Origin of the sequence: Duganella sp. BJB1802, from assembly GCF_013369445.1 — a bacterium.
In the GTDB taxonomy this organism is placed as follows: domain Bacteria; phylum Pseudomonadota; class Gammaproteobacteria; order Burkholderiales; family Burkholderiaceae_D; genus Rugamonas; species Rugamonas vulcania_A.
The window spans coordinates 197,227-211,137 of sequence record NZ_JABWEF010000010.1; the positions used below are offsets into that span (position 1 = coordinate 197,227).

Here is a 13,911-nt window from a genome sequence, read left to right on the forward strand (position 1 = left end):
GCAGCCCTTGCGGGCGTTGCCGCATTCAAGGAATATCCATGAAAAAATCCATGATCGTGGCCGCCGTCGCGCTGGCCTATGGCGCCGCGCAGGCCGCCGCCCCCGCCGCCAACGCCGCCGCGCCGCGCGCGGAAAACGCCTTCCTGTCGCAAGCCGACGCCGCCGCCCGTTCGGCGCGCGTGTCCAACGTCGACTACACGCTGGACTTCACGCTGACCGGCAAGGAGACCTTCTCCGGCACCACCACGCTGGCCTTCGACCTGAGCGACGCCAGCGCACCGCTGACCATCGACCTCGACAAGGCCAACATCGTCAGCCTGACCGTCAACGGCAAGGAAGTCGCGCCGCAGTACAACCAGTGGTTCATCACCATCGCCCCGGCCGACCTGAAGGCCGGACGCAACAGCGTCACCGTCAGCTACACGCGCCTGCACAGCACCAACGGCGAGGGCCTGCACCGCATGGTCGACCCGGTCGACCACCGCGTCTACACCTACTCGCACTTCGAGCCGGCCGCCGCGCACCAGATGTTCCCGGTGTTCGACCAGCCCGACCTGAAGGGCACGTATGAGATCACCGTCACCGCACCGGCGGACTGGGTGGTGTCGTCCACCAAGCGCGAGACCGGCATCCAGGACATCGGCAACACCAAGCGCTGGACCTTCCCGCGCACCAAGAAGCTGAGCTCGTACAACTTCGCCATGCACGCCGGCCCGTACAAGGTGTGGGAAGACCACAGCGGCCCGTATCCGCAGCGCCTGTTCGCGCGCCAGTCGGTGGCCGCGCAGGTGTCGCCGCAGGACTGGTTCAACTACACGCGCCGCGGCCTGGCCTTCTTCGACCGCTACTTCGGCGTGCCCTACCAGTTCGAGAAATACGACCAGCTGCTGGTGCCGGACTTCCTGTACGGCGCGATGGAAAACGCGGCGGCGATCACCTTCGCCGAGGGCCGCTTCCTGCACCAGGACGAGATGACTGCGGCGCAGAAGCAGAACCTGGCCGGCGTCATCATGCACGAGATGGCGCACCAGTGGTTCGGCGACCTGGTGACGATGAAGTGGTGGAACGGCCTGTGGCTCAACGAGAGCTTCGCCTCCTTCATGGGCACGCTGGCGACCGCCGAGTCGACCGAGTTCACCAACGCTTGGCAGGGCTTCTACTCGGGCGCCAAGCAGGGCGCCTACGTGCAGGACCAGCGCGTGACCACGCACGCGATCGAGACGCCGGTGCCGTCCACCGCCAACGCCTTCGACAACATCGACGCCATCACCTATTCCAAGGGCGCGTCGACCCTGAAGCAGCTGCGCCACCTGCTGGGCGAGGAAGTGTTCCGCCAGGGCGTGCACAACTACCTGGTCAAGTACTCGTACCAAAACGCGAAGCTGGACGACTTCATCGGCAGCCTGGGCGAGGCCGCGCACCGCGACCTGGGCGGCTGGACCAAGCAGTGGTTGTACGAGCCGGGCGTGAACACCATCGCGGCGGAATACAGCTGCGCCGCCGGCAAGATCAGCAGCTTCAAGCTGCACCAGAGCGCGCCAAGCAAGGCGATGCCGACGCTGCGCGAACAGCGTGTGCAGATCGGCCTGTTCAACCTGGGCGCGGATGGACTGGCGCTGAGCAAGAACGTGGCCGTCACCTACCAGGGCGCGGTGACCGCCGTGCCGGAACTGAAGGGCGCGGCTTGTCCGGACCTGGTCTATCCGAACTATCAGGACTGGGGCTATGCGCAGGTGCAGCTGGATAAAAAATCCTTCGCCACCGCGCAGTCCAGCCTGGGCAAGGTGGACGATCCGCTGCTGCGCTCGATGCTGTGGCAAAGCCTGTGGGACGGCGTGCGCGCCGCCAAGCTGCCGCTCAACGAGTTCCTGAAAGCCGCGCTGGCCAACGCGCCGGGCGAGAAGGATTACACGCTGCTGGGCGACATCACCGGCAAGATCCGCGCGTCCAAGGCTTACCTGGACAAGATGGGGCCGTCGGCCGCGGCCTACACGGCGCAGATGACGGTGCAGCTGGAGCAAATGGCCTTCGCCGCCGCCAACGCCGCCAGTGGCGACAAGAACTTCCAGCGCCGCTGGTTCGCGACCTACCTGGACGTGGCCAGCAGCCCGGCCGCGCTGGCGCAGCTGGCCGATATCCTGGCCGGCAAGCTGGTGGTGCCGGGGCTGAACGTCAGCCAGGACGTGCGCTGGGATATCGTCAACCGCCTGAACCGCTACGCCTATCCGGGCGCGGCGGCCTTGCTGGCGGCCGAACAGGCGCGCGATCCGTCCGACAGCGGCCAGGCCGCCGCGCTGTCGGCCGCCGTGGTGCAGCCGGATGCCAAGGTCAAGGCCGAATGGCTGGCCAATATCGCCGACCTGCAAACCAAGCTGCCGTTCTCGAAGGTGCGCCGGGCGATGGAGAGTTTGTATGCGCCGGAGCAGGGGGCGTTGAGCGAGTTGAGCGCGGCGCAACGCCTGGCGCAGCTGGGGCAGGTCGACAAGGCGGCCGGTCCGGTGTTCATGCGCGCGTATGCCAACACGATGATTCCGGCCAATTGCACGCCGGCCAGCGTGCAGCGCTTGCAGGGGGCGATCGGCAAGTTGAAGGACTTGTCGGCCGGCACCCGGCGCGCGCTGCTGGTGACGCATCAGGAAGACGAGCGTTGCGTGGCCATCAAGAAGGCGATGCCCCTCAATTAGTGTTCTGCACGCAGTGGCCGGCGCGGCAGACTGCGCCGGCATCCACTGCCATCATGCAGTTCGACAGCACATGGCCGCGCTTGTCCTCCTCGACGCGGGCGGCGGCGTGCTGCGCCACCAGCTGCTTGAGCCTGGCGCCATCCTGCGCGCGGTCCGACCACGCGATGTAGCGCTCCGGCCCGCCGCAAGCCTTGGCGCCGACGGCGATGGTGTGGCATTGGCTGTCGCGGTCGCAGCCGGTGTCGGCGTTCTGGGCTTCGATTTTTTGCCACAGCGACGCCGCGTTCGTGTTGGCGGGCGGCGCGCTTTGGCAGGCGGCGGCGATCAGCATCAGCGCGCCGACGGCGGCCAGGCGCAGGGGGAGGAGAGAGGTTTTCATCGCCACATCATGTGCCTGTTCCCCATGTTTTACAAGCGTTCTCCGAGGCGTGCCTTGCGCGCCATGCCGTCCGGGCCGAACAGGATGACGAAATCGGCATAATGCGGCTGGCCGTCGGCGGTGCGCCGCAACGACGGATAGCGGTAGCGCCACTCTTGGTAGCCGCTGTCGAAACGGACCACGCTGGCCTCGCCGAGCGCCGCCTGCATATGCTGCATGCTGCGGTGGTCGTCGGCCACGGCGATGTCGGCCGCGACTGGCGGATCGTCCTGATAACTCAATTCCAGCAGCGTGTCGTCGGACCAGTTGCGGTCCCACAGCGGCGCGTAGAAGCTGCGGTCCAGCAGCACCTGGCAATCGCAGAAGGGCAGCGTGGCCGGCGTCTGCGTGCCGTCGGCGAACAGCATGTCGAACGGCAGCGTCTCGCTGCGCGCGCCGTCGTGCAGCGTGACGGCGAACAGCGGCCGTTCGCTGAAGAACAGGTAGTTGCCTTGCGGCGAGGAGCAGACCCGGTCGGGGTCGGCGAACAGCTCGCCCAGCCAGGCAAACATCCGCGCATTGTTCGACACCAGGCCGGCCTGCATGCCGACCAAACACTCCAGCCGCAGATCGCCCAGCCGCCGCATATTGGCCGGCACGCCGGGACTGCGCACCTGCGCGCGCCAGGTCAGCGTGCTGGTCTTGCTGCTGGCGATGAGGGCCGCGTCCTCCTTCAGCGCCTGGTCGTTGAGCGGCAGCGTGAAGGTGTGGTCGGGCGCCACCGCGACCGGCAGCGACAGCGTGTCGCCAACCACGCGCAGCGTGATGCCGTCGAGCCGCGTGGTGGGCAGGCGCGGCAGCAGTTCGAAGCGCAGCGTGGCTTGCGGCGCCAGCGCGTGGTCGCGGTCGAAGCGCTGCATGCCGGCGATCATCTTGCGGTAGGACTTGTCGACCGGGTCGCGCGTGGCCGTGACCGTCACGCGCGGCGGTTCGGCTTGCTGGGCATGCGCGGCGCCGGCCAGCGCCGCAGCCAGCAGCCAGACGTGGACTCGATTGCGCATCGCCGTTCCTTCCGGCTAAAACCTAATGGTAGAGGCTTGCACGCCACGGCGGCGCACCGCTGGTTGACGGTTCAGCGGCCTGTCACCGGCGCCGCATCCACGCGTGTGGCGGCGGGCCGCTCCGTGGACGGCTGGCTGATCTTCTGCTGTTCGATCCAGCGCAGCAGCTCGCGGCCGAACACGCGGGTGCGGGCGGTGTCGAGCTGGCGTTTCTTGTAGGCGTCGTGGCTGGCCGGGCCGGTCAGGCTGCGCTGGTAGCTGGCCTCGTCCATCAGCTGGATCTCGTATTCGAAGAAGAAGCCGACGTCGTAGTCCTGCTCCGGTCCGGCGTCGAGCTGCTGCACGTGGATCATCTTGCGCACCGTCACCTGGATGCTGTTGAAGCCGCTGCCGCTGTGCGGATTGTCGCAGCGCGTTTGCGGCTGCGCCAGCTCGGCCAGCTCGGCGTCCATGGTTTGCAGCAGCGCGGCCGGGTACTCGTCGCTGTGCTCCAGCCGGGCGCGGTACTTGGTGAAGATCTGCTTGGCCGCCTCCAGGTCCAGCAGCGTGTTGCGGGTGCGTTCGGCGTCGACGTTGGTGATCGACAGCAGGTGCGCGCGCTGCAGCGTGCGCAGCGCCAGCAGGCATTCGAAGCGGGTGGCGAACACCAGCCGCACGCCGAGGTGGTCGAAGATGTCGGCCGCCAGGTAGGCGGCCTTCTGCAGCAGCTTGAGCAGGATGCTGTTGCGGCCCTTGTTGTCCTTGCGGTCGTAGTGCAGCATCGGCAGGCACACTTCGCCGTCGGTCAGGTAGTGGCGCTCGCCGTCGTGGCGGATCACCTCGTCGAGCGTGCCGAACACCTGGGCGCGGATGGCGTGGAAGTGGCGCAGCTTGAGGTTGTTGTCGATGTAAAAAATCCCGTGCATCACCTTGAGCACCGCGCACGACCACATGCGCCGCACGTCCACGTGCTGGCCGCGCAGCGAGGCGTACACCAGCAACTGCAAGGGGTCGTCGGGATGGGCGACCTCGTGCGGGATCAGCGCGGCCTGTTCCGGCGCCAGGAAGCTGTGCAGGATGAAGTCGACCGCCTCGCGGTGGGCGCGGCGTATCAACCCCGCTGTGGCGGGCTGGTCCAGGTCGAAGCCGTATTCGCGCACGAACTGCCGGGCGTCGTGCAGGTTGCGCAAGGCCAGCGCGCCCAAGTCGATCGCCGACACGCCGTTGGCGATCGCGTTGAGATAGCTCCAGTTGAGCGAGAACTTGCCCCCGCTCTTGAGCGAGGCTTTGAGTTCGGACATGGCATCAGTCACAGGCTGTGATGATTCAGTATCGCAGCCCATTTGCCCAGCGTCAATGCTGCACCGCCGCACCGCTTGGTTGGCAAAATCCTTGGGGATTAAGGTCCACATTCGGTAAGTAACGAGGAACGGGAGCTGTTGCGCTCCCTAACTGTTATTGCGGTTGACGTTGAACCCAGTCATGGAAGTTTTGTACAAACGTGATCTTCCCGGATTGGAAAAAGATCGATATCGTGTAATCCACCTTTAAGATCGCGGGCAAACATCGTCCCTCGCTATCGGTGTGATAGACCAGAGAGAAGTTTACGGTTTTCATACCGGGAAGATTGATTTTTTCTGCAGTGCCTTCTACCTTGGCCACCGTTCCATTCGCCGAATCGAACCATATGTTCGCTGTGATCGGGAACTTGCCGTTGATAAAGCGGGCGTGGACCTGGTAAACGCTTAGCACCCTGCCTTCCTCCATTGTTTCCCCCAACGAAACGATGGAATCGGGCGTTTGAAATAGTTCCTCCGGCTTATCCGCAAAACGTGTGGCCAGCGACAGGTCCAGAGCCGCCATTTTATAAGCGCGCCGGCTCGCTTCGTCGTCGCCGTCCAGCTGCCGCGATGCCTCCCCATTTTTATTCCATTGTCGAACACGCGTCGTGTATTGTCCCGTTTGAGGGACCTTGTCCCCAAGGACTTCAAATGAAGAGGAGATTTCGGCGGCCGCCAGACCAACATTTCTGTGCAGTTGAGTCTGCAGCAATTCCCAAGATTTCATTGGGTCTTGGGCTCGCGCAACTGCGCTTTGGACCGTGGATGTGGACATTATGCCTCCCCAAAATACGGAACAAATGATTAATGACCGTGGCATGTACTTTTCAGCAGAGTTCATTTTGGAAATGTCCGCATTCAAGGTTGATCGGTTTATGCCCCCAGATTTTCTGGGGGCATAAATTACTTACGGATCAGCCATCTAGCCCTTATAGAGAGCTAATGAACCTCACGACCGCCACCAGAAACTCGAGAAAGCTCATCAGAAAATTTGAAAGGACAGGCACTGCTGCACCTACGATTGACTCAACCATGATAATTCTCCCTTCGTATAAAAACACCGCCGAGGCCCGGCGGAGGCATCCCATAACATGGGTTAGGAATTCATGGGTACGCGCAGCTGGGACTGCGCGCTTCTTTTCGAATTATGGTTTTAAGTGTAGGCGAAGTGGATGTTAAAAATTCTGATTTTCAATATTAGTTGAGTTCTGTCAATTTATTCAATACTCGTTCGTTTCGAGTTTTCAGTTTTCAGAACAGCTACGCAAACCGCTATTTATCAATACAATAAGTTGACCTTATTTGAATCCATGGAGTCCGCATGTCCTTCCTGATTGTTCTTGCCGCACTCGTGTTCCTGATGCTGGCCGCCTATCGCGGCTACAGCGTGATCCTGTTCGCGCCGGTGGCGGCGCTGGGCGCCGTCCTGCTGACCGATCCCGGCGCGGTGGCGCCGGTGTTCAGCGGCATCTTCATGGAGAAGATGGTCGGCTTCGTCAAGCTGTACTTCCCGGTGTTCCTGCTGGGCGCCGTGTTCGGCAAGCTGATCGAGCTGTCCGGCTTTTCCGAGTCCATCGTGGTGGCGGCCATCAAGTACATCGGCCGCTCCCGCGCCAACGCCGTCATCGTCGCCGTGTGCGCCTTGCTCACCTACGGCGGCGTGTCGCTGTTCGTGGTGGTGTTCGCGGTCTACCCCTTCGCTGCCGAGCTCTACCGTCAGAGCAACATCCCCAAGCGCCTGATGCCGGGCGCGATCGCGCTGGGCGCGTTCTCGTTCACCATGGATTCGCTGCCGGGCACGCCGCAGATCCAGAACATCATCCCCACCACCTTCTTCAAGACCACCGGCTGGGCCGCGCCGTGGCTGGGCGTGATCGGTTCGCTGTTCATCCTGGTGGTCGGCCTGAGCTTCCTCGAATGGCGCCGCCGCGCGGCCATGGCCGGCGGCGAGGGCTACGGCGCCAGCGCCGCCAAGGAGGCCACGCGCGCCGCCAGCGCCGGCCTGCCGCATCCGCTGCTGTCGGTGGCGCCGCTGATCCTGGTGGGCGTGGCCAACTTCGTGCTGACCAAGCACATCCCCGGCTGGTACGGCGAGAGCTATGCGCTGACCACGGAGGCCCTGCCCGGCCTGCACGCGCCGGTGGCGGTGCCGATCAAGACCGTCATCGGCATCTGGGCGGTGGAGGGCGCGCTGTTGATGGGCATCCTGCTGGTGGTGGCCACCGCGTTCGGCCGCATCCGCAGCAGCTTCGCCGAGGGCACCAAGGCGGCGGTCGGCGGCGCGCTGCTGGCGGCGATGAACACCGCGTCGGAGTACGGCTTCGGCGGGGTGATCGCTTCGCTGCCGGGCTTCCTGGTGGTCAGCGACGCGCTGCGCAGCGTGCCCAATCCGCTGGTGAACGCGGCGGTGTCGGTGAGCTCGCTGGCCGGCATCACCGGCTCGGCCTCGGGCGGCATGAGCATCGCGCTGGCGGCCATGGCCGACACCTTCGTCAAGGGCGCGCAGGCGGCCAACATTCCGCTGGAAGTGCTGCACCGGGTGGTGGCGATGGCCAGCGGCGGCATGGACACGCTGCCGCACAACGGCGCCGTGATCACGCTGCTGGCGGTCACCGGGCTGACGCACCGCGAATCGTACAAGGAGATCTTCGCCATCACGCTGATCAAGACCACGGCGGTGTTCTTCGTGATCGCCGTGTACTACCTGACCGGCCTGGTGTGACGGCTCAGCCGGCGCGCCGGCGTTGCGCCTGCGCGGCCTCGGGTCGCGCGGGCCGGCGGCCCAGCACCTTGTACAGCCAGACGCCGCACACGGCCATGGCGATCAGCAGCAGTTGACTGAACCCCGGCAGCGCCACGGCCAGCTTGCCGAGCAGGCCCGGCTTGATGGCGCCGCCGCCGGCCGCCAGCGTCGCCAGGTCGTAGGCGGCCAGCCGGTCGGTCCTGGCGTCGAAGTCGGTGTAGCGCCGGCCCGCCGTGAAGGCGGCGGCCGCGGCCACCTGGTGGATCCCGCGCTTGACCTGCTCGAACTGGTTCATGCCGGCCACGCCGTTGAGCACCAGCGCGCCCTCGCGGCCCAGCAGGCGGACGTTGTAGCTCAGGCCGTTCTCGTTGCTGCCCTCGGTGTGCAATTCCTTGGCCCACGACAGCTGGTGCCGGGCGCGGTCGTAGCGCGGCGGCTCGGCCCAGCCGATCAGCGTCATCGCCGCGTAGCCCTGTTCGCGGCGCGCGGTGTTGCGGTCGGCCACCGCCTCCTTCATCTGCGCCAGCAGGCCGGCGTAGTCGGCGCCGGTGTCGTCGTCGCGCACGTGGCCGTCCTGCTCATATCCGATGATCACGCCCCAGCCGGCGGCGCCCAGCAGATCGACGCCGGCCGGCACGATCATGCCCAGGGTCGGCGGCCCCGGCGGATTGCCCCAGCTGTCGACCAGCACCTTGCGGGCCTCGGCCGGATCCAGGTAGCGCAGCTGCGGCGGCAGGTCCAGCGTGGCGACGCCGCCCGGCAGCGTGACCTTGCCGGCCATGGCGCGCAGGCCGTCCGGCGTGGAGGCGGCGCCGGCCAGCAGGGGCGGGCACAGGATCAGGCACAACAGGGCGGTCAGCGTGCGGCGCATCGTCACTCCTTGCTAGAAAAGCCATATCCTACAGGAAAGTATTGCGTATTTGGTAATTATTTTCGATAGTACGACGTTTGGCGAAAACGGGACGCGCGGTAGGCCCCGGCGTGATTGCCGCGTAGTTGATTTCATGTCAGTATTGCCTCGCTGTTCAATTAAAAAAATTACGGAGACAGATTTGAAAAACACCCTCTTCATTTGTTCGCTGCTTGCCGCCGCCACCGCACAGGCGGGCAGCGGTCCGGAGTTCGACGCCAAGCATTTGTCGCAAGACGTCAAGGTGCTGGCATCGGACGAGTTCGAAGGTCGCGGCCCGAACACGGCCGGCGAGACCAAGACCGTGGCCTACCTGATCGAGCAGTTCAAGGCGGCCGGCCTGCAACCGGCGGGCGACCTGCTCAAGGGCCAGAAGACCCAGCGCAGCTGGACCCAGGACGTGCCGCTGGGCCGTTTCGAGATCAAGGGCCCGGTCAAGCTGGTGGTCAGCGACGGCAACACCCGGCAGGAACTCAAACAGGGCGACGACATGGCCGTGCGCGCCGCCATGAACGGCAGCCGCCAGGTCGACTTCCGCAACGCGCCGCTGGTGTTCGTCGGCTACGGCGTCAACGCGCCCGAGCGCAAGTGGGACGACTTCAAGGGCTTCGACCTGCGCGGCAAGCTGGCGGTGGTGCTGATCAACGATCCCGACTTCGAGACCGGCGTCGGCGACTTCGGCGGCAAGGCCATGACCTACTACGGCCGCTGGACCTACAAGTACGAGGAGATGGCGCGCCGCGGCGCGCTGGGCACCATCATCGTGCACGAGACCGCGCCGGCCTCCTACGGCTGGGCCACGGTGAAGAACTCCAACACCAACGTCATGTACGACATCGTGCGCAAGCAGCCGGCGTCGGCCCACGCGCCGATGGAGGCGTGGATACAGCGCGACCTGGCGGTCGACCTGTTCAAGCGCGGCGGCCAGGATTTCGAGGCGCTCAAGAAGCTGGCGCAGACCCGCGCCTTCAAGCCGGTGCAGCTCAAGGGCGTCAACCTGAGCGCCAGCTACGCGGTGGACGCGCAGACCATCGTGTCGAAGAACGTGGCCGGCCGCGTGGTCGGCAGCACCGCGCCGGAGCAGACCGTGATCTACAGCGCGCACTGGGACCACCTGGGCGTCGGCCTGCCGGACGCCAAGGGCGACAAGATCTACAACGGCGCGGTCGACAACGCCACCGGCATCGCCGCCCTGCTGGAGCTGGCGCGCGCCTACGGCAAGGCGCCGGCGCCGCAGCGCAGCGTGGTGTTCCTGGCCGTCACGGCCGAGGAGAAGGGCCTGCTCGGCTCCGAGTACTACGCGGCCTATCCGCTGTATCCGCTGGCCGAGACGGCCGGCGTGATCAACATGGACGCGCTCAGCCCCTACGGCCCGGCGCGCAACTTCACGATCTCCGGCAGCGCCAAGCTGGACCTGCTGGACCAGCTGATCGCCAAGGCCAGGCAGATGGACATGGCGTACGCGCCCGATCCGAAGCCCGAGGCGGGCCACTTCTTCCGCTCCGACCACTTCCCGTTCGCCAAGCGCGGCGTGCCGGCGATCTCGTTCGGCTCCGGCGACGACTGGATCGACGGCGGCCTGGCCGCCGGCCGCAAGGCGGAGGAGGACTACAACACCAACAACTACCACCAGCCGTCGGACGAGTGGAGCGCCAACTGGCCGTTCACCGGCATGGCGCACGACCTCGGCCTGTTGTATGGCCTGGGCCGCGACCTGGCCGATTCCAACGCCTGGCCGAACTGGGCGCATGACGCGGAATTCCGCGCCACCCGCGACGCCAGCTCGGCGCGCCGCAAATAGTCGCCAATTTAATTAAAAGGCAATAGAATACCTGCGCACCTGCTATAAAGCCGGTGCGCTTTTTTTTGCAGCCTGCCATTCCCCATCAAGGAGATCCGCATGACCCTGTCCTTCCGCCGCACCATCCTCGCGGCCTCGATCGCGCTGGCCACCGCCGGCGGCGCGCTGCACGCCGCCGAGCCGGCCAAGTCCGCCAAGTCCGATATCGCCATCCCCGACATCCCGTACACCAAGTTCGTGCTGAAGAACGGCCTCACCGTGCTGGTCCACGAAGACCACAAGACGCCGGTGGTGGCGGTCAACACCTGGTACCACGTCGGCTCGAAGAACGAGAAGCCCGGCAAGACCGGCTTCGCCCACCTGTTCGAGCACCTGATGTTCAGCGGCAGCGAGCACTTCAACGAGGGCACCTTCATCAACGCCATGGAGCGCATCGGCGCGACCAGCCTGAACGGCACCACCAACACCGACCGCACCAATTATTTCGAGAACGTGCCGACCTCGATGCTGGACTACACGCTGTTCGCCGAGAGCGACCGCATGGGCCACCTGCTCGGCGTGCTGGACCAGAAGAAGCTGGACCTGCAGCGCGGCGTGGTGCAGAACGAGAAGCGCCAGGGCGAGAACCAGCCCTACGGCGTGGCGCGCCAGCTGCTGGCGGAGAACACCTGGCCGGCCGGCCACCCGTATTCGTGGACCGTGATCGGCTCGATGAAGGACCTGGACGCGGCCTCGATGAGCGACGTGCAGGAATGGTTCAAGACCAACTACGGCCCGAACAACGTGACCCTGGTGCTGGCCGGCGACATCACGCCGGAGCAGGCGCGCGAGAAGGTCGAGAAGTACTACGGCGAGATCCCGGCCGGCCCGCCGCTGGCGCGGCAGGAGGCGTGGATCGCCAAGCGCACCGGTACCCATCGCGGCACCGTGCAGGACCGCGTGCCGCAGGCGCGCGTCTACCGCGTGTGGAACGTGCCGGGCTCGAACACCGCCAACGAGCCGCTGCTGGACCTGGCCGCGCGCGTGCTGGGCGGCGGCAAGACCTCGCGCTTCTACAAGCGCCTGGTGTACAAGGACCAGCTGGCCACCAGTGCCAGCGCCAGCAACTACACGTCGGAGATCGCCGGCCAGTTCACGGTGGTGCTCAACGCGCGTCCCGGCGCCGACAGCCACAAGCTGGAACAGGCCGCCGACGAGGAGCTGCGCGCGCTGATGAAGTCCGGCCCCACCGCCACCGAGCTGGAGCTGGCCAAGACCGCCATCCTGGCCGACTTCACCCGCATCGTCGAGCGCGTCGGCGGCTTCGGCGGCAAGAGCGACATGCTGGCCACCTGCGCCACCTACACCGGCCAGCCGGACTGCTACAAGGATTACCTGAAGGCGGTCAAGGCCGCCACGCCGGCTGAAGTCAGGCAGGCCATGAACGCCTGGCTGGCCGACGGCGACTACGTGCTGGACGTGCAGCCGTACCCGACCGGCCTGTCCGCCACCGCCAAGCTGGACCGCAGCGCGCCGCCGGCGCTGGGCCAGCCCGAGTCGCTCAAGCTGCCGGCCATGCAGAGCGCCACGCTGTCGAACGGCCTGAAGGTGGTGCTGGCCGAGCGCCACAGCGCGCCGGTGGTCAACCTGTCGATGCTGATCGACGCCGGCTACGCGTCCGACGCGCAGGACCTGCCCGGCCTGGCCAACCTGTCGCTGCGCATGCTGGAGGAGGGCACGCCGACGCGCGGCGCGCTGAAGATCAGCGAGGAGTTCGAGGCGCTGGGCGCCGAGTACTCGGCCAGCAGCAACCTGGACGGCGCCTTCGTCCAGCTCAACGCGCTCAAGGCCACGCTGCCCAAGGCGCTGGAGGTGTACGCCGACGTGCTGCTGCATCCGGCCTACGCCCAGAACGAGCTGGACCGCATGAAGAAGGACCAGCTGGCGTCGATCGCGCGCGAGAAGTCCAATCCGCAATTGATGGCGCTGCGCGTGATGCCAAGCCTGATCTACGGTCAGGGCCACGCCTACAGCCTGCCGCTGACCGGCAGCGGCACCGAGGCGGCGGTGGCGCGCATAGGCCGCGACGACCTGGTCAAGTACCACCAGACCTGGTTCAAGCCGAACAACGCCACGCTGCTGGTGGTGGGCGACACCACGCTGGCGGAGATCACGCCGCTGCTGGAAAAAACCTTCGGCGGCTGGAAGGCCGGCGCGGTGCCGACGAAGAACGTGGCCCAGGTCGCGCCTGCCGAGAAGCCGGTGGTCTACCTGATGGACAAGCCGGGCGCGCTGCAAAGCGTGATCTACGCCGCGCAGCTGGCGCCGCCGCGCAACGCGCCGGACGCCGTGCCGCTGCAGGTGGTCAACAACATCTTCGGCGGCACCTTCAGCTCGCGCATCAATATGAACCTGCGCGAGGACAAGCACTGGTCGTATGGCGTGTACGCCGGCCTGCAGCCGGCGGTGGGCCAGCGCCTGTACCTGAGCACCTCGCCGGTGCAGACCGACAAGACCGGCGCGGCCTTGCAGGAGCTGGTGCAGGAATACGCCAACATCGCCGGCGCCAAGCCGATCACCGCGGCCGAGCTGAGCAGCGCGCAGGAAAACGAGACGCTGCGCCTGCCGGGTTCGTTCGAGACGTCCGGCCAGCTGGCCGGCGCCTACGGCACCATCCTGCAATACAAGCTGCCGGCCGACTACTACAACACCTTCACCGGCACGGTGCTGGCGATGACGCCGGAGCAGGCCAACGCGCTGGCGGCGCGCACCATCACGCCGGGCCGGTTGACCTGGCTGGTGGTGGGCGACCTCGGCAAGGTGGAGGCGAGCGTGCGCGCGCTGAACCTGGGCGAGGTGCGCAAGATCGACGCCGACGGCAAGCCGCTGCCTTAAGCGGCAGGGCGCCTCCGCGCCGGCGCATCCCCGCCGGCCCTGCGCGATCAGGGCCGGCGGGGATTTTTTTTCGCACGCGGCAAGGCCGCGGCCTGCTCCGCCGCCGGCCGATGCCGAAGCGCATATCGGGCGCGTTAAAAATGTGATTGGAGGGATTTTCG

General features: G+C 66.0%; 9 protein-coding genes. 4 read left to right on the forward strand and 5 right to left on the reverse strand.

Annotated features, from left to right (window positions below):
- The first annotated feature begins 38 nt into the window (after positions 1-38).
- Entirely contained in the window at positions 39-2,684 is a 2,646-nt protein-coding gene (pepN, locus tag HUX88_RS17455) for an aminopeptidase N (protein WP_176362586.1), read from the forward strand.
- Here the strand turns inward: pepN and HUX88_RS17460 are convergent.
- The 4 genes from HUX88_RS17460 to HUX88_RS17475 all read right to left on the reverse strand — a co-directional run bounded on the left by HUX88_RS17460 (position 2,677) and on the right by HUX88_RS17475 (position 6,197).
- Positions 2,677-3,063 carry a hypothetical protein gene (locus HUX88_RS17460; RefSeq protein WP_176362587.1) on the reverse strand — a complete coding sequence of 129 codons (387 nt, stop codon included), beginning with the start codon at positions 3,061-3,063 and terminating at the stop codon, positions 2,677-2,679. The two genes, pepN and HUX88_RS17460, sit on opposite strands and share 8 nt — an antisense overlap.
- A gap of 29 nt (positions 3,064-3,092) precedes the next feature.
- A complete protein-coding gene (locus tag HUX88_RS17465) occupies positions 3,093-4,103 on the reverse strand; it encodes a hypothetical protein (protein WP_176362588.1) in 1,011 nt (336 codons plus the stop codon).
- Between the two features lie 71 nt (positions 4,104-4,174).
- Positions 4,175-5,383: a TIGR04552 family protein gene (locus HUX88_RS17470; RefSeq protein ID WP_176362589.1), complete on the reverse strand. Its 1,209-nt coding sequence runs from the start codon at positions 5,381-5,383 to the stop codon at positions 4,175-4,177.
- 154 nt (positions 5,384-5,537) lie between these two features.
- Entirely contained in the window at positions 5,538-6,197 is a 660-nt protein-coding gene (locus tag HUX88_RS17475; protein WP_147330563.1) for a hypothetical protein, read from the reverse strand.
- 546 nt (positions 6,198-6,743) lie between these two features.
- On the opposite strand from HUX88_RS17475, the gene HUX88_RS17480 reads away from it, so the two are divergent.
- On the forward strand, positions 6,744-8,144 hold the full coding sequence (locus tag HUX88_RS17480) for a GntP family permease (RefSeq protein ID WP_176362590.1): 1,401 nt from the start codon (positions 6,744-6,746) through the stop codon (positions 8,142-8,144).
- Positions 8,145-8,148: 4 nt separating this feature from the next.
- Here the strand turns inward: HUX88_RS17480 and HUX88_RS17485 are convergent, their stop codons facing one another.
- Positions 8,149-9,036, reverse strand: a complete 888-nt coding sequence (locus HUX88_RS17485; protein WP_176362591.1) for a DUF2167 domain-containing protein — start codon at positions 9,034-9,036, stop codon at positions 8,149-8,151.
- A gap of 181 nt (positions 9,037-9,217) precedes the next feature.
- Here HUX88_RS17485 and HUX88_RS17490 point away from each other — a divergent pair, with 181 nt between their 5' ends.
- Positions 9,218-10,876: a M28 family metallopeptidase gene (locus HUX88_RS17490; RefSeq protein ID WP_176362592.1), complete on the forward strand. Its 1,659-nt coding sequence runs from the start codon at positions 9,218-9,220 to the stop codon at positions 10,874-10,876.
- A 99-nt stretch (positions 10,877-10,975) separates the two neighbouring features.
- Positions 10,976-13,750, forward strand: a complete 2,775-nt coding sequence (locus tag HUX88_RS17495; RefSeq protein ID WP_176362593.1) for a pitrilysin family protein — start codon at positions 10,976-10,978, stop codon at positions 13,748-13,750.
- Positions 13,751-13,911 lie beyond the last annotated feature (161 nt).